Source organism: Nitratireductor sp. J20-h4 (genome assembly GCF_056780505.1).
This window is the reverse complement of record NZ_CM165557.1, coordinates 1021367-1040394: the sequence shown is the minus strand read 5'-3', so window position 1 is coordinate 1040394 and position 19028 is coordinate 1021367. Positions and strand designations below refer to the sequence as shown.

The window sequence follows — 19028 nt, the reverse complement described above, 5'->3', positions numbered from 1 at the left end:
GGGCGGACGGCGGCCTGAGCCGCCGTCCGGTTTGTTCAGCCGTCAGGCGGCGCTGAACTCGTTCCACTTGGAATAGAGGAACTCCGCCTCGTCCATGAGGTTGTTCCAAACGGCAACGCTGGAGAAGCGGTCCTCGTAGGAACCGCCGTCGCGCACGTCGCCGGCCGAGTTGGTCTTCTGGCCGGTCGGGCTGGTGATGTCGGCCGTGGCCGCCTTGCCCTCGTAGAAGAAACCGCGCTCGTTTTCGGTGAGCGCCGCTTTGGCGGTCTCCGGATTGGAGCTGTAATAGCCCTGCTTGGCGATGAAACCGCCGACCCAGCCGGAATTGTACCAGGTCATGTATTCATAGGCTGCATCGCGCCTGAGGCCGTCGAGGTGAGCCATCATCGCCAGCCCATTGCCCCAGCCTCGATAGCCTTCCTTGAGCGGCTGGTAGACGCAGGGCACGTTCTGGGTCTGGACCGCGGTGACGGCGGGCGACCACATCGACTGGATCACCACCTCGCCCCCGGCCATCAGATTGACCGATTCGTCGAACGTATTCCACAGGGCGCGCCAGTGGCCGCCTCGCTTCAGCTCGATCAGCCGCGCGATCGTCTTTTGGATCTCGTCCTGGGTTGGGTTGCCCTTGTCGCCATAGGTCACTTCGCCGGCGCCCTCGAGCGCCATCATGGCGTCCATGATGCCGTTGGTCGGGATATTCTGGATCGCCGCCTTGCCCTTGAAGTCGGGCGAGATCAGGTCGGCCCAGGAGGTTATCTCGCGTCCCACCAGATCGGGACGAATACCAAGCGTGTCGGCATTGTAGACGCCCGGCACGAAGGTCGCGAATTCGGTCTGGCCGCTGGCGAAAGCCTTGGCGTCGACCGCGTCGAGATAGATGTACTCGATCGGGGCGTCGCCTTCGCGCGACACCTCTTTTCCGTTGAACACGCCCGTCGTGTAGAGCGGGGTGAGTTGATCCCAGTTCTTGACCTTGCTGATCTCAACGCCCTGGATGACGCCCTGCGGAACCGCGATCTTGGTCTGCCAGATCTCCATGTCGGCCACGTCGATCGACTTGGGGTCGTTGATCATGCGGTTGATCAGGCCGGGATGGTCGACGACCGACATCTCCACCTTGAAACCGAGATCCTTGCTCGCCTGGCGGGCGATGTCCGGCAGGGTCGAATAGGACATGCCGGTATGATTGATCGTGATGTCCTTGAGGTTCTGTGCCCAGACCGTCGGAAAGCCGGTGACCAGCGTCGTGCCGGCAACAGCGGCGCCACCTTTGAGGATCGTGCGCCGCGACACGCGGCCTCTACCGATCGTTTTCGCTGATTTTTTCATTTCCTACTCCCATTCGTCAGTATGAAACATACTCAGCGCCATTCCCATGGCGCATGACGGGCGAAGCCTTGCATTGGCCGTGTTTTTGTCGCTTCGCCGCCGTCGTCGCTGCTTACGCAGCCCTCATCGCCGCCCCATGAATGCGATGTGTTTTTCCGCTCCTTTCACCAGGGCCTCATGCCGCATCCAGACCCGGTTACCGCGCGCTCATCCGCGCCCGCAGCTTACGGGTTTCGTTCAAGTCAAGCTTCCAACCGTAGCCATCGTCAACCTCTTCCAGCACCACGCCGTAATCGTCGCGCGCGTGTTTGCGGGTGATGAACCCGTCCAGCACGTCGTCGAGGACCTTGTCCGGGTCGCGCTCGAGCGGATCACCGTATCCGCCGCCGCAGGGCGAGAAATAGGATACCACGTCGCCGGTCCGGGTCAGTTTTCCGGAGAATTTCGCCGGTTCCTGGCTGACCTCGCCTGTGTGGACGTTGCGAATCTCGACCCTGCCGCCGGCGCCTGGCTTGCCGCCGAACACACCCCAGGGAACGTCCTCATGGCGGTCGGCCTCGTGCGTCATGTAGCCGGGGCTGAGGAAACGCTGCGATTTGACCACGCCGGCGCCGCCGCGGAACTTGCCCGCGCCGGGTGCTGCATCGTCGCGGATTTCGTAACGGTCGCAGATCAGCGGCAGGTGCATGCCCAGATCCTCGAGCGGATTGTTGCGCGTGTTGCGCATCAATTCTTCGATGGTGTCGGGGCCGTCCGATTGCGGACGCCCGCCCATCGCCGCCTCGTTGACCTCGAGGAAGACCCAGTAGTCGCCGCTCTCGCGCACGCCGGAATAGGCCGCAAACGACAAAACCGCCGCGTTGCCCGCCGTGCATTTGTCCGGCAGCACCGGCGCCAGCGCCTTGATGATCAGGTCGACGATGCGCTGGATCTGGGCGAAGCGTGCTTCGGCCGCTGCCGGCGCAATCGGGTTGAAGATCGAGCCCAGCGGCGCGGTCACCTTGACCGGACGGAACGAGCCCTCGTTTTGAGGAATATATTCCGAATGGGTGTAGGTATCGAGCAGCAAGGCGCGGAAGGCAAAGAAGCAGGCGACCTTGGTCGAGCCCTCGAAGGGAACGTTGTAGGCCGTCGGCACCTGGGCCGACGAGCCGGTCAGATCGACCTCGACCGCGTCGCCGGCAACCCGCACGGTCACCTTGAGCGGCAGGGTGACGCCGCGGTTGCGGCCGTCATCGTCCAAAAACCCTTCCGCGACATACTCGCCGTCCGGGATCTTGGCGATCTCGCGCCGCAGCATGTTTTCGGTATAGTCCATCAGCTGACGCGTGGCCCGCAGCACGGTCGCCCTGCCGTATTTTTCCATCAATTGCTGGAATCGCGCCACGCCGAGTTCCGCCGAAGCGATCTGGGCCTCCAGATCGTTCATCACCTGGCTCGGCACGCGGGTGTTGTCGCGGATATATTTCCACATCGTGTCGTTGCGCTTGCCGGCCTCGAACAGCTTGATGCCGTTGAGCAGCATGCCTTCGGCATAGACGTCGGGAATGTCCATGATCAGGCCGGGCGTGGCCGCCCCGATGTCGATGTGATGGGCGGTGTTGGCGGAGAAGCCGACCAGTTCGTCCTCGAAGAAGACGGGCATCACAATGGCGATGTCGGGCGAATGGCTGGCGCCGAAATAGGGATGGTTGTGGATCACCACGTCGCCGGGCTGCCACTGGTCGAGCGGGATCGATTTCTCGATGCCGCGCAGATAGCCCGGCAAAGAGCCGATATGCATCGGCGTGGAATCGGATTCGCACAGCGTGTTGTAGTCGCGGTCGAACAGCCCGGCGCCAAGATCCTGGCTTTCGCGGATGATGGAGGAATAACTCATCCGGTAGAGAACCGTGCCCATCTGATCGGCGATCGAGTGCAGCGCGCCGCCAATAACCTGGAGCGTGATCGGATCGACTTCTTGCGTCATCCCTGCCTCCTCAGTTCCGGCCGATCAGAATGTCGCCGAAGCGCATGACCTGGGCAACATAACCCGGCGGCACGATGGTGGTGGAATTATGCTGGATCACGACGGCCGGCCCCGAGACCCGGTCGTCGGCGCGCAGCTTCTCGCGCTGGTAGCGCGGCGTGTCGTGCGCCTGGCCGTCGTCGAACACGGTGCGCCGGCTGTAGAGACGCGCCTCGTCTGGGTTTTCGCGGCCGCCATGGCTGAGTTCCGGCAGGGCCAGCGTCTCGACCGCGACGGTCGCCACCAGCCGCAAGGTGATCAATTCGCAGGCCTGGTCGCGAAAGGCGTGGCCGTAGATCTTCTTGTGCTCGTCGTAGAAGCTGTCGATGATCGTCCTGGCATTGCCGGCATCGACCGTGCCGTCGGGCATCGCGGCGCGCAGCTCAAAGCCCTGGCCGACATAGCGGCACTCGGCGATACGCTGAAAACGCCTCGCCTCGCGCGGAATGCCGTCGGCGTCGAGTTGCCGGTGCGCCTGGTCCATCAGGCCGTCCAACGCATCGTTGACGGTCTTGAAATCGGCATCGCTGGCGTTGTCGAGCACCATCAGCAGCGGATGGGTGTATTCATACTGCAGATCGGTGACCAGCAGTCCGGTCGCCGCGGTGATGCCCGGCTGAACCGGGGAAATGATGTCCTTGGCGTGGATCGCCTCGGCGAGCGAGACGGCGTGCAGCGGACCGGCGCCGCCGAACCCCATCAAGGTGAAATTGCGCGGATCGACACCCTTGGCCATCGAATTGGCGTTGATGGCGAGGGCCATGTTGTTGTTGACGATTTTCAGAATGCCGAGCGCGGCATCGTCGAGCGACAGACCGAGCGGCTCTGCGATGTGATCGCGGATCGCGGTTTCAGACAGCGCGGCGTCGATCTTGATGTCGCCGCCGAGAAACTGTTCGGGATCGAGCCGCCCCAGCACGACCTGCGCGTCGGTGACCGTCGGCTCGGTGCCGCCCTTGCCGTAGCAGGCCGGCCCCGGCACGGCGCCGGCCGAGCGCGGCCCGACGCGGAACGCTCCGCCCGGATCGAGATAGGCGATCGAGCCGCCGCCGGCGCCGATCGCGTCGATGTCGATCATCGGAACCAGGACGGGCAGCAGCCCCACTTCGGTGTCGCGCGGGTTCTTGATCCGCAGGTCGCCGTCCTGGATGACGCCGATATCGGCCGACGTGCCGCCGATATCGATGGTGATGATGTTGGACTTGCCGCAATTGTCGCCCGTCCAGCGCCCGCCGATGACACCGCCCGCCGGCCCAGACATCAAAAGGCCGATCGGCAATTCGCTCGATTTCTCGACCGTGGTGATGCCGCCGTTCGACTGCATGATGCGGATGATGCCGCCAACCCCGGCCGCGCGCAAACGCCCTTCCAGCTTGCGCAGATAGGCCGAAGTCTTGGGCCCGATATAGGCATTCATCGCCGTGGAGGAGAAGCGCTCGTATTCGCGGATCGAGTTGACGACTTCAGAAGAGCAGCACACATAGGTGTCCGGCAGAACGGAACTCACGATCTCCTTGGCGCGCTGCTCGTGCTCGTCGTTGAGGAAGGAGAACAGGAAGCCGATAATGACGGCGTCCATGCCGCGCTTGGCGAAGAGCTCGGCCGCTTGCCTGACCTCGTCCTCGGCAAGCGGCACCTCGATGCGACCGTCGGGCGGGAGGATGCGCTCGGTCACAACGAGACGGTCGCGCCGCTTGACGAGGGGTTTGGACTGCCACAGCACGTCGAACTGGAGCGAGAAATTGTGCGGGCGCTTATGGCGGCCCATATGCATGATGTCGCGGAACCCGCGGGTGGTGATCATGCCGACCCTGGCGCCGCCGCGTTCGATGACGATATTGGTGGCGACGGTCGTGCCGTGGAACACCGCATCGATGGCACCCGGCTCGACGCCGGCGAGCTTGCAAACGTTCAAAATGCCTTGCACGACGCCTTCGGACTGGTCGTGCGGCGTGCTCGAAACCTTGGTCACCTCGACCGACTGCTCGCCATCGGCGCCGATGCGCTCCAAAATGATGTCGGTAAAGGTCCCACCGACGTCGACACCGACGCGGATCATGACTGCCGTCTCCCGACACTCACGCGCAGCCGGACTGATCGACCTACCAAGCGCGATGTCGCTCGCACGCGACCCGATTGCGTAGACGGCTTGTCGCCGCCTCGGCGGCAGAGCACCGCGCATTCCGCGGCGCCCGACATGGCACGGATTCTCGGCATTTTGGAAAAAACGCCCCCATTCATCTGTTCGCCCTGGCGGCCTTGAGGGCCGCTCTCTTGTTGATTGATCGGATAGTAGACATTGGAAATCCTCATGTTAAATAATGATTTTGCAATGATTGATACGGTGGCGTTATCAAAGTGCATTATGACCTGAAGCACCTGTCCACGTTTGTGGCCGTGGCCGAAGAGCTGAATTTTCACCGTGCCGCGGAACGTTTGGGCATGGCGCAACCAGCCGTCAGCCGGATGGTTCAGGAACTGGAAGACCGGCTTGGCGTGAAGCTTCTGGAACGCACGACCCGCAAGGTGATGCTGACGGAAACGGGGCGCTATCTGCTGGAGGAGGCCCAGGACGTCCTCGACCGCCTGGACGTTGCCGAAAGTACGGTGCGGCTGCTTGCCTCCGGCACAAAGGCGATCCTGCGCATCGGCTACACGACGATTACCGGCCACTCTCTGGTGCCGAAAATCGCCCGCGAATTCCGACTCGAGAATCCCGAGGTGCGCCTCGAACTCACCTACCTGACCTCGCCGGTCCAGCGCGACCGGATCCTGCAGGATGAAATCGATCTGGGTTTCATCGAGGGCTCGTTTTTGAGTTCGGAGATCGAGTCGCGCGCGGTCGCGCGCCATTCGCTGGTCGCACTCCTGCCGCCCGGCCATCCCCTGGCCGCCAAGGACGCGCTGACCGTCGCCGACCTCGCCTGCGAGGCGCTGATCCTTGGCACCAATGCCGAGTGGCCGACATTCCGGCGGATCGTCGTCGATATGTTCCAGAATCACGGTCAGGTGCTGACGGTCGGCCAGGAGGCCTCGAGCCTCACCGGCATTCTCGGTCTGGTCACCGCCGGCGTCGGCATCACCGTGTTTTGCGGCATGCCGAGCTTTTGCGGCCCGGAGGTGCTGACGGTGCGCCCGATCGCCACCGACACCCCGACCGAGGTGGAAACCCACCTCGCCTGGCGACGCTCCAATCTGACGGCGGCCATGAAGCGTTTCGTGGAAACCAGCCAGCGCGTCGGCGCGAATTACCGCAGCATCGTGTGAGGCAGACGCAGCGCAGCCCAATCTATTCGGCGGCCGCGCGCGCACCATTGACGGTTTCGAGATAGGCCACGCATTCGTCGGCGGAATGGACGTCGGCGAACTTGGCGTCGATGTCGTAGAGGTTCCATGCCACCGCGCCGGGCACGCGGTCGCCGATGCAGTCGCGCACGGCGATGGTGCGGAACCCCTCCGCCAGTCCGTCGCAGATGGTGGTGCGCACGCAAGCCGTGGCCGTGACGCCGGTGACCAGGATGGTGTCGACGCCCGCCGCCCGCAAAATACCGGCGAGCGGCGTGCCGTGGAAGGCGCTGGCGCGCTTCTTGAGCAAAGTGTGTTCGCCGTCGACCGGGGCGATGCGCGAGTCGATCGCCCACAAATCCGTGTCGGTCATCGCCACCACCTCAATCGGGATCTTGCAGTGCCACAGCCCCATATCGGTGAAGGGGGCGTCGCGGTCGGTGATCTCGTAGGCCGTGGTCACAGGACTGATCGGCACGACAATCGTGTCGCGGCCGATCGCCGATCCCGCCTTTCACATTGAAACGGTGCTCGTGCGGCGTCGCATCGACCGCGCAGCCAGCGTGCGGCGGTTCATCGACTGCGCGCTCGACACCGTCCGGGCCGCGCCCGCGGAGGGCAAAAAGCGCGACGCCCATTGACGCGGCGGCGCGTTTGCGACCTGATTGGAGCGGACGCGGATGCTTCGGCCCCATCGGCGATCATGAGTGACATCGTGACCATCGTGGAGACGAAGATGGAAAACTGGGCCAACCGCAAGACGCTGATTTTGGGCCGCAGCGAGATGATCGGGCTTTTGAGCCCGGCCGAATACAATCAATGCGTGGAACAGGCCTATCGTATGCATGGCGAAGGCCGCTTCTACATGGACCCCAAGGGCCATATCGTGCTCGACCGGTTCGCCGGCGAATGGGAGGCGATGCCGTCCTATATCGAGGAACCGCACGCGGCCGCCTGCAAATGGGTGTCGATCCGCGAGCAGAACCGCGAGCGCTACAATCTGCCGACGGTGTTTTCGATCCTGATCTACACAGAGCCGGAAACCGGTTTTCCGCTGGCGATCGTCGACGGCTCCTACCATACGGTGATGCGCACCGGCTCGGCCGGCGCGGTGTCGGCCAAATGGATGGCGCGCCCGGACTCCAAGACGCTTGCGATCGTCGGCGCCGGCCATATGGCCGAAGGCGCGCTTGCCACCTGCAACGAGGTGTTCGACTGGTCGGAGGTGCGGGTGTGGAGCCGCAGCCAGGCGACGCTGGACCGGTTCGTACGCGAACAGCAGCCCAAATATGACGGTTTCACGATCCGCACCTCCACCGATCCGGAAGAGGTCGTGCGCGGGGCCGACGTGATCGTCACGCTGACGCCTGCGCGTACGCCGATCATCAAGGCCGATTGGGTGTCGCCCGGCACCCATATCGCCGCGGTCGGCGCAGACAAGGCCGGCGACCAGGAACTGGAGGGCACGCTGCTGACCAAAGCGCGGATCTTCGTCGACGATATCCGCCAGTGCCGCACCGACGGCGAGATCAACATGCCGCTTTCCGAAGGCCTGATCACCGAGGCCGACATCGCCGGCGAAATCGGCGAGGTGGTCACCGGACGCAAGGCGGGAAGGACGTCCGACGACGAGATCACCATCTTCGATTCGACCGGCATTGCGCTGCAGGATTCGGCGACCGTGCCGCTCGAATATCAGCGCGCCATGGAAAAGGGCGTCGGCATCGAGAAGAAGATGATCTCGACCTGATCCGGAAGCCAGGACAACGCAACCATGACCAACACCGACATTTACGCGCGGCAGAGCTTCGGCCAGTCGACCGGCCTCGGCGACAGGCCGGCCCTGCTCGTCATCGACTTCGTCAACGGCTTCAACGATCCCGAAATCCTCGGCGGCGGCAATATCGACGCCGCCGTCAAGGCGACCGTTCCGCTGCTCGCCCATGCAAGGGCGCGCGGGCTGCCGGTCATCTTCACCCGCATCGTCTATGCCCAGGACGGCAGCGATGCCGGCTTGTGGTGCGAAAAGGTGCCGCGGCTGCGCGAACTCACCGAAACTGCCGCGGCGAGCCAGGTGGTCGACGAACTCGCGCCACGGGCGGGCGAACTGGTCATCCGCAAGACCCAGGCCTCAGCCTTCTTCGACACCACGCTGGCGGCGCAGCTTGCCTATCGCGGTATCGATTCCCTCATCATGGCAGGCTGCACCACCAGCGGCTGCGTACGCGCCAGCGCAATCGACGCGATGAGCAACAACATCCGTTCGGTCGTGGTGTCGGACTGCGTCGGCGACCGGGCGCTGGAGCCGCACGCGGCCAATCTGTTCGACATCGGCCAGAAATATGCCGACCTGATAAGCGCCGGGCAGGTCATGTCGATAATCTAGCAGAACGGCGCCGGCGTTTGGTTCAGGCGGCTACGGCGCCGACGCTGCGCGCGACGCAACGGCTCAGGGTAGGCAGCGCCATCGTTTCGCGATCGGATACGGCGCTGTTTCCCTTTGGATCGTTTTATGGCAATTCTATCCGTATTGCCGCCCGACGCCGAATTTTGCACGTCGCGACCATTGCTCGACCTGTCCGTTACCGACAAAGGACTTTGCCATGTTCGATCCACGCGAAAAGATCGCGCTGTTCATAGACGGCGCAAACCTCTACGCGACGTCGCGCGCGCTCGGCTTCGACATCGACTATCGCAAGCTGCTCGCCAGCTTTCACAAACGCGGCTATCTGCTGCGCGCCTATTACTACACCGCGCTGGTGGAAGATCAGGAATACTCGTCGATAAGGCCGCTGATCGACTGGCTCGACTATAATGGCTACAAGGTGGTCACCAAACCGGCCAAGGAATTCACCGATTCCAGCGGGCGGCGCAAGATCAAGGGCAATATGGATATCGAGCTGGCCATCGACGCGCTCGAGCTCGCCGATGTCGTCGACCATTACGTGATCTTTTCCGGCGACGGCGACTTCCGTACCCTTGTCGAGGCGCTGCAGCGGCGCGGCCGCAAGGTCAGCGTGGTCTCCACCATGGCCTCGCAGCCACCGATGATCTCGGACGATTTGCGCCGGCAGGCCGATTACTTCGTCGATTTGATGACGCTGAAGGGCGATGTCGGCCGCGATCCCAGCGAGCGCCCGGCGCGCCGCGTCGAAAATGTCGACGAGGACAATGACGACGACCACCAGGACGACGACGATTGAAGCCAGCCACCATGTCGGACCCCGTGCGAGCGGTCGAACCGCCCCGCGACTGCGCGCTGTGCCCACGCCTTCACGGCTTTCTTGCTGATTGGCGCGCGCGCGAGCCTGGTTGGCACAATGCGCCGGTGCCAACCTTCCTGCCGCCGCAAGGTGCTGAAACCGTACGCCTGCTGATCGTCGGGCTGGCGCCGGGACTGCGCGGCGCCAACCGCACCGGTCGCCCCTTCACCGGCGACTATGCCGGCGACCTGCTCTACGCCACGCTGAAACGGTTCGGGCTGGCGCGCGGCATGTTCGAGGCGCGCCCCGACGACAGTCTGGAACTGGTGGAGACCGCGATCACCAATGCGGTGCGCTGCGTGCCGCCCGAAAACAAGCCGGTCGGGGCCGAGATCAACACCTGCCGCCAGTTCCTGGTACCGACCATCGACGCCCTGCCCCGGCTCGAGGCCATCCTCACCCTGGGGTCGATCGCGCATCAATCGACGGTGCGCGCGCTCGGCCTGAAGATCAAGGATGCGCCGTTCGCCCATGGCGCGGCGTTCGACACCGGCCGGTTCCGGCTGTTTTCGAGCTATCACTGCTCGCGCTACAACACCAATACCGGCCGGCTGACGGAACAGATGTTCGTCGACGTGTTCGCAAAGGTCGCGGAGCATCTGCGCAAGCGGCGACAAGCCGCCGAATAAGCACCGGCCCTACATGGGGTCGAGATCGCCGCTCAGCCACGCTCTTTCAGCAGGCGCGCCTTTTCGCGGTTCCAGTCGCGCTCCTTGGACGTCTCGCGCTTGTCGTGCAGTTTCTTGCCGCGCGCGATCGCCAGCAACAGCTTGGCGCGGCCGCGCTCGTTGAAATAGATTTTCAGCGGCACCATCGTCATGCCCTCACGCTCGACGGCTTGGGCGAGCCTGGCCATCTCACGCTTGTTGAGCAACAGTTTGCGGCGCCGGCGCGGCTCATGATTGAAGCGGTTGCCCTGCAGATATTCCGGCACGTGCGAATTGATCAGCCAGATCTCGCCGCCCTCGGACGAGGCGTAGGATTCGGCGATATTGGCATGCCCCTCGCGCAGCGACTTGACCTCGGTGCCGGTCAGAACCAGGCCGGCCTCGACCGTGTCCAGCACTTCGTAGGAGAAGCGGGCCTTGCGGTTTTCGGCAACCGTTTTGTTGTTCGATTTCTTGTCCTGGGCCATCATTCGCTCAACGCGCGGCGCGCGTCAGTTTGTCAGCCCGGCATGTTTCATCGCCGCGTCGATGCGTTCAGCCGTGGCGGTTTCGACCGTCATCATCGGCAGGCGCACGCCGTCCCCGATGCGGCCGAGACGCGACAGCGCGTATTTTGCGCCGGCCGGGTTGGGTTCGATGAACAGTGCCCGGTGCAGCGGCATCAGCCGGTCCTGCAGGTCGATCGCCCGTTCGCGGTCGCCGTTCAGCGCGGCTTCCTGGAACTCCGCGCACAGGCGCGGCGCGACATTGGAGGTGACGGAAATGCAGCCCACTCCGCCATGGGCGTTGAAACCGAGCGCCGAGGCGTCCTCGCCCGAAAGCTGGATGAAGTCGGCGCCGCAGGTGGCGCGCTGCTCGCTCACGCGCTCGACCTTGCCGGTCGCGTCCTTGACGCCGGCGATATTGGCAAAATCCCGCGCCAGCCGGCCCATGGTTTCCGGCAGCATATCGATCACCGAGCGCGGCGGGATATTGTAGATGAAAACCGGCAGCTTGGTCGCGCGCGCGACGGCGGCGAAATGCTCATAAAGCCCGCGCTGGTTCGGCTTGTTATAATAAGGCGTCACGACCAGCACGCCATCGGCACCCACGCTTTCGGCGTATTCGACCAGGCCGACGGCCTCGGCGGTGTTGTTGGAGCCGGCACCGGCAATCACAGGCACGCGGCCGCCAGCGACCTCGACGCAGACCTTGATCACCTGACGGTGCTCGTCATGGGTGAGCGTGGGCGATTCACCAGTCGTACCGACCGGGACCAGGCCGTTGCTGCCTTCCGCGATCTGCCACTCGACAAAGGCACGAAACGCTTTCTCGTCGAAACTCCCGTCGGACGCAAAGGGGGTAACGAGCGCGGTTAGCGAGCCTCTGAACATGTTCTCTTCCCAAAATCCTGACGAATGGGGACACGGTCGGGCCAGCCCCGCTGCGCTCAATAACCGATTGCGCGGCCGCGCACCATAGTCTTGCCATGAGCACCCGACAAGATTCGCGCGGTATGGAGCACAGACGGCGCGTTAACCCGCCGTTTACGCCGTTTTCACCGACATGATCCACAATGCCGGCAACCTGCAGACGGATACGGGCTCCTTGAAAGGCGGACAACAGCAATGAAGGCGAGAACGACGGCAGCCAGGATCGGGTCGGTGCTACTGTTGAGCACGCTGCCGGCACTGCTGGTCGTGGCCTTCGTGGACGCGCCCGACCCCGCCACCGATGTCGACCCGCACTTGACGACGGGATCGGTCGTGTCGCGGGAAATTGTTTCCGACGGCCACTCGGCGGCCGACAGCAATAGCCTTGCCCGACTCAAAGATGGTCTCGAGGCCCTTTCCAGCGGCGATGTCGACGGTGCGCAGACGCGGCGCGACGCGCTGCCGGCCGGCGCGCTCGACCGCAAGATCCTCACCTGGGCGATCGCGCTTGCCGGCGACGAGAGCGCCACGACCGCCGAGGCCCTGCCCGATTGGCCCGGGTTGGAAACGCCGCGCCGCAACGCCGAACGCGCTCTCGCCGAGGCAAACGCCGAGCCGCAGGTCGTGGCGAACGCCTTTTCCGCCGCGCCGCCGCAAACTTTCGAAGGAACGATGGTGTTCGGCAAGGCGCTGCTGGCGCTCGGCCGCGCGCAGGAGGCCCGCACCCTGCTGGCGCCGTTCTGGCGCCGCACCAAGCTCGACGCCCGTCAGGAAGCCGCCTTCCTGCGAGCTTTCGGGTCGGTCTTGCCGGCCGAAGACCACCGCTACCGCGCCGAACGCATGCTGTACGAAGACCGCATCCGCTCCGCCGAGCGCGTGGCCGCCAGGGCCGGCGCCGAGGCGCTGGTCGCCGCCTGGGGAGCGGTGATCCGCAACCGCGACAATGCCGGAGCCTTGCTGGAGGCCGTGCCGGAAATCCAACGCAGTGCCGGCTATTATCATGCCAAAGCAAAGTTTCTCAGGCGACAGGGCCGGTTCGTCGAGGCCGCGGACACACTCGCCGATGCGCCGCGCGAGGGCGAGCGGGGGATCGATCCCGACGCCTGGTGGGTCGAGCGCCGGGTGTTGTCACGGGAATTGCTGGATAGCGGCGAAACCGAGCGCGCCTACCGGGTCGCCGCCAACCATGCCGCCGAAAGCGCGGCCGCGATCGCCGATGCCGAGTTTCACGCCGGCTGGTACGCGCTCAGCGGGCTCGGCGACGCCAAACGGGCCGCAGCCCATTTCGCCCGTATCGCGGCGGTTTCGTCAGGGCCGATTTCGCTGGCGCGGGCGCACTACTGGCTCGGTCGCGCGGCCGAGGCCGGCGGCCCGGGCGAAGCGGAGCAGGAATTTCGGCGCGCCGCTGCCTACGGCACTGCGTTTTACGGCCAGCTCGCCGCTGCGCGGCTCGGCCAAAACACGATCGCGGCCGGTTATCCGGAGCCGACCGAGGCCGACCGCGACCGTTTTGCGGGTCGCGAGATCGTGGCGGCGATCGACAGGCTGGAACGCGCCGGCCATGGCTGGCGCGCGGATGTCTTGTATCGCGGCCTGGCCGGCGAGTTGACGAGCCCGGGCGAAATCGCGCTGCTGGCGGCCAGGGCGCAAGGCCGCGGCAATCATTTCCTGGCCCTGAAGATCAGCAAGATCGCCGCCGCGCGCGGCATCGATACAGGCGCGCTCGCCTATCCGCTTGGGGCTATCCCGCCTTCCGCCGACGTCGCGGAGGCCGGCAAGGCCCTTGCCTACGCGGTGGCGCGCCAGGAAAGCGAATTCAACGTGGCCGCCATCTCGGGCGCCGGCGCGCGCGGCTTGCTGCAGCTTTTGCCCGGCACCGCCAAGGACATGGCGCGCAAGACCGGACTTGCCTATTCGGCGGCGCGGCTGACCAGCGACGCCGGCTACAACGCCACGCTGGGCGCGGCCTTTCTCGACGAGCAGCTCGCGCGGTTCGACGGGTCCTACGTGCTGACCTTCGCCGGTTACAATGCCGGGCCGCGCCGCGCCGCCGAATGGGCGGAGCGCTATGGCGACCCGCGCGGCGCCGACATCGAGACCGTGATCGACTGGATCGAGCGCATCCCCTACACCGAAACCCGCAACTATGTGCAGCGCGTGATGGAGAATTATCAGGTCTACAAGATGCAGTTGACCGGCCGCGTTGATATCGAAAGAGATCTGATAAGGGGACGCTAAGCCGCGCCGGACAGGGACGGTCGGCAACCGCGTTTTGTGCGCGCGGCCGCGAACCGGCCGCGCGTTTGACCTTGCGGACGGCGGCCGGTAGAGCGTGATCGGGCACCTGCGCCTCGGCCTTTTGCGAAAAAGACCGCGTTTCAACGAAGAGATGGATCGCGACGCCAAGCCGGCGAAACGGCCTGTCGATCCATCCCCGCCCAAATACGGTGCCGGAGCCAGAGGAGCCATTCGTGCAGCAGGACGTCGCGTATCGGAGCTTTTTCTTCACCGCTTCGGACGGGTTGCGGCTTCATGCGCGGCTTTATCCGGGCGATGGAGACGGCCTGCCGTTGATCTGTCTGCCGGGATTGACGCGCAATGCGCGCGATTTCCACGCGCTCGCCCTCGCCTTGACGCGCGAAACCGGCCGCGCCCGCACCATCATCGCCTTCGACTATCGCGGCCGCGGCCTGTCGGCGTGGGACAAGGACTGGCGCCGCTACGACGTGCTGGTGGAAGCAGACGACATTATCGCCGGCCTGGTGGCGGCCGGCATCGGGCACGGCGCTTTCGTCGGCACCTCGCGCGGCGGGCTCATTATCCATGCGCTCGCGGCGCTGCGTCCCGGCCTATTGAAAGCGGCGATCCTCAACGATATCGGACCGCGCATCGACGGGGCGGGTCTGGCGCAGATTCGCGCCTATCTGGAACGCGCGCCGCGGCCCAAGACGCGCGCCGACGCAATCGCCATCCAGCGGGCGGCGGCCGGCGCCTCGTTCGAGGCTCTGTCGGACCAGGATTGGGCGCGCATGGTCGACGCGCTTTATGTCGAAGACAGCGAGCCGCCGGTGCCGGCCTACGATCCCGCACTGTTGAAAACAGTGACCGGTGTCGACCTCAATCGGCCGTTGCCGGAACTGTGGCCGCAATTCGCCGGGCTCGGTGCAATTCCGGTGCTTGCCATTCGCGGCGCCAATTCGAAACTGCTTTCCGCCGCTACGCTGAGTGAGATGGCGGATCGCCATCCCGACCTCGAAACGATCACCGTGGCCGGGCAAGGCCATGCGCCGTTGCTTGAAACCGGCGACTTGCCACGACGTATCGGCGCCTTTCTGGCAAAGGCCGACCGCCGCTAGTTCGGGAGCCGCGTTCGGGTTCATCGCCAGACGCGATCCGGCATGCCGTCCGGGGCCATTCTCGCCGAAAACCCGGCGTCCGCTTGTCTTGTTCAAACGATGCCGGACGGCGACACTCCTGGAGCAGGCCTCTTCAAACGGGTCCGTCTGATCGCCGCGGTTTCATGATCTTGCCTGGAATGCGGAGCGATGCGGTGTTCGCGCCGCCAGCCGCGCAGGTTGAGGGCGTGAAAGACCGAGGTCGGGCGAGGCAGGCGACGGGGGGTCCTGCATCTGGGGATCTCGCACAATCCCGCCCGTCGGTCGCGCCTGCGTATTTATGCCGGTGCTCCGTCGCCCGACAGACCGGCGCCCCGGACATGCCCGACCACCGCCGAACCTTCGACCAAAACGCGAAAAACCCGGCGGTCGCCCGCCGGGTTTTCCTCAAATCAGCTGATCAGCCGATTAGAAGTAGCGCGTGAAGCGCAGGTAGCCCGAAACCGTACCGTCCGGATCCAGCGGAGCCGGGGTGGCCGGGAAGCTGAAGGCACCAACGTCGTCGTAATGAATCTCGGCGCGGACTTCAAAGTCCGAAACCGGCATCCACACCAGCGAGAACTCAGCACCCCAGGCATCAGCACCGGAGAGCAGATCCGAACCCGCGTAGTACAGGTCGTTCCACCACTGGAACGCCACCGAGGCGCCGAGGGTCGAGGAGAACTGATGGTTGTAGGAAACCAGCACGCTCCACTCAGCACCACCGTAGTAGCTTTCGCCGGTGGGGCCAAAGATCACGCTCGGCGAGCCGACATTGTAGGCATGCGCGCCGTCAGCGTAGAACACGAACGCGCGGAGCGAGGAGCCCGGCATGTTCGGGATGTTGATCTGCGCGCCAAGCTGAGCGCCGAAGCCGCCGCTGTTGGTGCCGGCGAACGGAGCCAGGCCCGAAAGGGTCGGGATCGTGCCGTCGAAGCTCTCGTCGTAGGCGACCTTCACCCAGACAGCGCCCCAGCCCTGCGAGATGCCGATCTTGGCAACGACGTCGGGCATGTAGCCTTCGCCGGACAGCGTGTCGTCTTCGAGCGAGATGGCGCCGAAGAAGCCGTTGCCGCCGTCGAAGCGGTAACCGATCAGGTGACGCTGCTGGTAGCCGTAATACATGCCACCCCAGGAGTGCGAGCCATAGTTGGACGGTCCGCCGTTCTTGGAGTCGGCCCAGAACGATTCGGAGTAACCCATCATCAGGCCGCCGAGCTCGATGTAAGCCTGGTCGACAGTGGTCGGGCCGTCACCCTGGAAGCCCCAGGTCGACTGCAGACGGATGCGGCTGCGCAGGGAGCCCCACTCGGTCTCCTGACGCGCATCGATGTTCACGCGGGCACGGGTCGACTTGTACCAGCCCTCACCGGCGGTGCCGCCGGCATAAGGCGTGGTGTCGCCGCCGCTGACGGCCGACGACGCATCGCGGTAACCGTTGGCTGCAACCTGGTACCAGACGTAGCCCGAGATGCGCAGGCAGGTCTCGGTGCCGGGAATGTAGAAGAAGCCCGCGCCGTATGCGTCGCACACGCGCACATATTCGACGGGTTCCGGCTCGGCGATGACGACGGCGTCGGCAGCGCGTGCACCGGAGACCGCGGCCAGGGCCGCGGCGGAGCCAAGAAGAAGGCTCTTGATTTTCATTTCTGACCTCCAGTCAAAGTTTAAAAGTGGGTTTGGGCTATTCTGGCTGAAGGACAGCAAACTCTGCCCGATCCCCAAACATGAAAAAGATGCGTGTCACGCCCCTTCTCCGAGGCTCACCATACTCAGCCGGCCTGCCGGTTCAACACGGATATGGCCTCGACGCGGGTTCTGCAGGACCGTTCGGAAGGGGATGTTGCACAAAAGCCACGTTTTTGTCCCCGGCCGGGCGAGAATGCGGCAATTCCTAACGGGGCGTAAACGCGGATTTGTGCATTTTCGGCAATTGGCGACCCGACAAAGCCCGCAAATGCGCGCCGAATCGTCGAGCTTCAAGACCGAATCGACAGGCGGGCTATGGCTGTCCTTATGTGTTGCGCACACACGCGGCGCGTCGTCAGGCCGACGCCACGGGCGCCGATGTTCTTTTTTGCACCGCCCGGACGCATGCGTGTTGATTGATGGCGCGGTTTTCTCTATCTCACGGGCCGGCGAGAGCCGCGGAGAGGTGGCCGAGTGGTCGAAGGCGCTCCCCTGCTAAGGGAGTAGGCCCCAAAAGGGCCTCGTGGGTTCGAATCCCATCCTCTCCGCCATTTTGCCTCCCCGCCTCGTTTACAGCTTCGATAGGCAGGTGACTGCGCCGAGCCGACGGCGGCGCCCGGACACGGCACGGCTGACGCCGGTATTTCAGCCAAACCGGAAATATAGAAAACCTTCTGATCTAAAACCATTTTTCTTCCATGCCTCCGGCTCTTGACTGGAGGTCAGAAATGAAAATCAAGAGCCTGCTTCTTGGCTCCGCCGCGGCCCTGGCCGCGGTCTCCGGTGCACGCGCTGCCGACGCCGTCGTCATCGCCGAGCCGGAACCCGTCGAATATGTGCGCGTGTGCGACGCATACGGCGCGGGCTTCTTCTACATTCCCGGCACCGAGACCTGCCTGCGCATTTCGGGCTACGTCTGGTACCAGGTCGGGACAGGTTCGGATGCAAGCCCGCTCAAGATCACGCCCGAGACCGACTATGTGCTCAACGCCAAGACGGGCCTAACTGACCCGCCTAAGGGAGCGACCATTGGCGGCACGGATACGCCAGGCGCTTTCGGGCGCAACGATGACGGCGACGAAGGCTGGTACAAGTTGACCCGTGCCCGCGTGAACATCGATGCGCGTCAGGAAACCGAGTGGGGCTCCCTGCGCAGCCGCATCCGTCTGCAATCGACCTGGGGCACACCAGAGGACGGCCCGCTCTCCGTCGATCAGGCTTACATCGAGCTCGGCGGCCTGATGATGGGTTACTCCGAGTCTTTCTGGGCCGACTCCAAGAACGGCGGACCGTCCAACTACGGCTCGCATTCCTGGCACGGCATGTATTACGGCTATCAGCAGCGTCACCTGATCGGTTACCGCTTCGACGGCGGCAACGGTTTCTTCGGCGCGATCTCGCTCGAAGACGACACGCTGTCCGGTCAAGGCTACATGCCCGACGTCGTCGCCAAGATCGGCATCTCGCAGGGCTGGGGCGCCGTCTGGGCCAAGGTCGCCTATGACGAGAGCCGCGGCGGCCGCAACGTCGCCGGTCTGCCGGCGTTTGCCGGTTATGCAGTGCCCTCGGCGACGGCAGACGGCTGGGCGGTCCAGCTCGGCGCTCAGATCAACGTGCCGAACATGCCCGGCTCGTCGCTGCGCATTCTCGGCTTCTACGCCGACAGCGACAATAGCTACGGTCCCGGCAGCGCTCTCGGCGTCCAACCGGAATGGTCGATCCTGGCGTCCTATAACCATCAGTTCTCGTCAACCCTCGGCGTTTCGGTGGCGGCGCAGTATTTTGCCGACCTCTATTTCCCAGGCTCGTCCGTGAGCACGGGCATCGATGCCTGGGGAGCGGAGTTGTCGCTGGTATGGATGCCGGTTTCGGATTTCGAAGTCCGCACCGAGATCCACTATGACGATATTGGCACGGTTCCCGCGTTTGGCGGATCGTCCGCCTTCGACCCGGACGGCACGGTTTCGGGCTATCTGCGCTTCACGCGCTACTTCTAA

General features: G+C 64.4%; 16 protein-coding genes and 1 tRNA gene. 10 read left to right on the top strand and 7 right to left on the bottom strand.

Going from position 1 to position 19028, the window contains the following annotated elements:
* Window positions 1-42 precede the first annotated feature (42 nt).
* The 3 genes from ACT2B0_RS05040 to ACT2B0_RS05030 all read right to left on the bottom strand — a co-directional run bounded on the left by ACT2B0_RS05040 (window position 43) and on the right by ACT2B0_RS05030 (window position 5399).
* Window positions 43-1332: an ABC transporter substrate-binding protein gene (locus tag ACT2B0_RS05040; RefSeq protein ID WP_473462074.1), complete on the bottom strand. Its 1290-nt coding sequence runs from the start codon at window positions 1330-1332 to the stop codon at window positions 43-45.
* Between the two features lie 196 nt (window positions 1333-1528).
* Window positions 1529-3301, bottom strand: a complete 1773-nt coding sequence (locus ACT2B0_RS05035) for a hydantoinase B/oxoprolinase family protein (RefSeq protein ID WP_473462071.1) — start codon at window positions 3299-3301, stop codon at window positions 1529-1531.
* 10 nt (window positions 3302-3311) lie between these two features.
* Window positions 3312-5399 (bottom strand): hydantoinase/oxoprolinase family protein, encoded by a 2088-nt coding sequence (locus ACT2B0_RS05030; protein WP_473462069.1) that lies wholly within the window; start codon window positions 5397-5399, stop codon window positions 3312-3314.
* A gap of 299 nt (window positions 5400-5698) precedes the next feature.
* On the opposite strand from ACT2B0_RS05030, the gene ACT2B0_RS05025 reads away from it, so the two are divergent.
* Window positions 5699-6607 (top strand): LysR family transcriptional regulator, encoded by a 909-nt coding sequence (locus ACT2B0_RS05025; protein ID WP_473462066.1) that lies wholly within the window; start codon window positions 5699-5701, stop codon window positions 6605-6607.
* 22 nt (window positions 6608-6629) lie between these two features.
* Here ACT2B0_RS05025 and ACT2B0_RS05020 read toward each other — a convergent pair whose 3' ends face one another.
* Window positions 6630-7088, bottom strand: a complete 459-nt coding sequence (locus tag ACT2B0_RS05020) for an isochorismatase family protein (RefSeq protein WP_473462065.1) — start codon at window positions 7086-7088, stop codon at window positions 6630-6632.
* On the opposite strand from ACT2B0_RS05020, the gene ACT2B0_RS05015 reads away from it, so the two are divergent.
* From ACT2B0_RS05015 to ACT2B0_RS04995, 5 genes are all read left to right on the top strand, one after another.
* Window positions 7081-7266, top strand: a complete 186-nt coding sequence (locus tag ACT2B0_RS05015; RefSeq protein WP_473462062.1) for a hypothetical protein — start codon at window positions 7081-7083, stop codon at window positions 7264-7266. The genes ACT2B0_RS05020 and ACT2B0_RS05015 overlap by 8 nt on opposite strands.
* A 62-nt stretch (window positions 7267-7328) precedes the next feature.
* Complete coding sequence (locus tag ACT2B0_RS05010; RefSeq protein WP_473462060.1) at window positions 7329-8375, top strand: ornithine cyclodeaminase family protein; 1047 nt, start codon at window positions 7329-7331, stop codon at window positions 8373-8375.
* Window positions 8376-8399: 24 nt separating this feature from the next.
* Window positions 8400-9011, top strand: coding sequence for an isochorismatase family protein (locus tag ACT2B0_RS05005; RefSeq protein ID WP_473462058.1), 612 nt, complete (start codon window positions 8400-8402; stop codon window positions 9009-9011).
* 217 nt (window positions 9012-9228) lie between these two features.
* Window positions 9229-9828: a LabA-like NYN domain-containing protein gene (locus tag ACT2B0_RS05000; RefSeq protein ID WP_473462055.1), complete on the top strand. Its 600-nt coding sequence runs from the start codon at window positions 9229-9231 to the stop codon at window positions 9826-9828.
* Between the two features lie 11 nt (window positions 9829-9839).
* A complete protein-coding gene (locus tag ACT2B0_RS04995; RefSeq protein WP_473462053.1) occupies window positions 9840-10517 on the top strand; it encodes a uracil-DNA glycosylase in 678 nt (225 codons plus the stop codon).
* Between the two features lie 32 nt (window positions 10518-10549).
* On the opposite strand, the gene smpB is transcribed toward ACT2B0_RS04995, so the two are convergent.
* A complete protein-coding gene (gene smpB / locus ACT2B0_RS04990; RefSeq protein ID WP_156715328.1) occupies window positions 10550-11023 on the bottom strand; it encodes an SsrA-binding protein SmpB in 474 nt (157 codons plus the stop codon).
* 24 nt (window positions 11024-11047) lie between these two features.
* Window positions 11048-11929: a 4-hydroxy-tetrahydrodipicolinate synthase gene (gene dapA, locus ACT2B0_RS04985; RefSeq protein ID WP_473462051.1), complete on the bottom strand. Its 882-nt coding sequence runs from the start codon at window positions 11927-11929 to the stop codon at window positions 11048-11050.
* 234 nt (window positions 11930-12163) lie between these two features.
* Between dapA and ACT2B0_RS04980 the strand changes: the two genes are divergently transcribed.
* Window positions 12164-14206: a lytic transglycosylase domain-containing protein gene (locus ACT2B0_RS04980; RefSeq protein ID WP_473462048.1), complete on the top strand. Its 2043-nt coding sequence runs from the start codon at window positions 12164-12166 to the stop codon at window positions 14204-14206.
* Window positions 14207-14439: 233 nt separating this feature from the next.
* On the top strand, window positions 14440-15324 hold the full coding sequence (locus ACT2B0_RS04975; protein ID WP_473462046.1) for an alpha/beta fold hydrolase: 885 nt from the start codon (window positions 14440-14442) through the stop codon (window positions 15322-15324).
* A gap of 447 nt (window positions 15325-15771) precedes the next feature.
* Here the strand turns inward: ACT2B0_RS04975 and ACT2B0_RS04970 are convergent, their stop codons facing one another.
* Window positions 15772-16989 carry a porin gene (locus ACT2B0_RS04970; RefSeq protein ID WP_473462044.1) on the bottom strand — a complete coding sequence of 406 codons (1218 nt, stop codon included), beginning with the start codon at window positions 16987-16989 and terminating at the stop codon, window positions 15772-15774.
* A gap of 502 nt (window positions 16990-17491) precedes the next feature.
* On the opposite strand from ACT2B0_RS04970, the gene ACT2B0_RS04965 reads away from it, so the two are divergent.
* Together ACT2B0_RS04965 and ACT2B0_RS04960 are read left to right on the top strand one after the other, a co-directional pair.
* Window positions 17492-17582: transfer RNA gene (locus ACT2B0_RS04965), tRNA-Ser, on the top strand.
* A gap of 177 nt (window positions 17583-17759) precedes the next feature.
* The gene (locus tag ACT2B0_RS04960) at window positions 17760-19028 is read left to right on the top strand and encodes a porin (RefSeq protein ID WP_473462041.1); all 1269 of its coding nucleotides are present in this window, start codon (window positions 17760-17762) and stop codon (window positions 19026-19028) included.

Excerpts from the sequence above, each read along its gene's own strand:
- ACT2B0_RS05010 (WP_473462060.1), top strand. The coding sequence starts at position 7,329 with ATGAGTGACATCGTGACCATCGTGGAGACGAAGATGGAAAACTGGGCC.
- ACT2B0_RS05005 (WP_473462058.1), top strand. The coding sequence starts at position 8,400 with ATGACCAACACCGACATTTACGCGCGGCAGAGCTTCGGCCAGTCGACC.
- ACT2B0_RS05035 (WP_473462071.1), bottom strand. The coding sequence starts at position 3,301 with ATGACGCAAGAAGTCGATCCGATCACGCTCCAGGTTATTGGCGGCGCG.
- ACT2B0_RS04960 (WP_473462041.1), top strand. The coding sequence starts at position 17,760 with ATGAAAATCAAGAGCCTGCTTCTTGGCTCCGCCGCGGCCCTGGCCGCG.
- ACT2B0_RS04970 (WP_473462044.1), bottom strand. The coding sequence starts at position 16,989 with ATGAAAATCAAGAGCCTTCTTCTTGGCTCCGCCGCGGCCCTGGCCGCG.
- ACT2B0_RS04980 (WP_473462048.1), top strand. The coding sequence starts at position 12,164 with ATGAAGGCGAGAACGACGGCAGCCAGGATCGGGTCGGTGCTACTGTTG.
- dapA (WP_473462051.1), bottom strand. The coding sequence starts at position 11,929 with ATGTTCAGAGGCTCGCTAACCGCGCTCGTTACCCCCTTTGCGTCCGAC.
- ACT2B0_RS04995 (WP_473462053.1), top strand. The coding sequence starts at position 9,840 with ATGTCGGACCCCGTGCGAGCGGTCGAACCGCCCCGCGACTGCGCGCTG.
- ACT2B0_RS05000 (WP_473462055.1), top strand. The coding sequence starts at position 9,229 with ATGTTCGATCCACGCGAAAAGATCGCGCTGTTCATAGACGGCGCAAAC.
- smpB (WP_156715328.1), bottom strand. The coding sequence starts at position 11,023 with ATGGCCCAGGACAAGAAATCGAACAACAAAACGGTTGCCGAAAACCGC.
- ACT2B0_RS05040 (WP_473462074.1), bottom strand. The coding sequence starts at position 1,332 with ATGAAAAAATCAGCGAAAACGATCGGTAGAGGCCGCGTGTCGCGGCGC.
- ACT2B0_RS05030 (WP_473462069.1), bottom strand. The coding sequence starts at position 5,399 with ATGATCCGCGTCGGTGTCGACGTCGGTGGGACCTTTACCGACATCATT.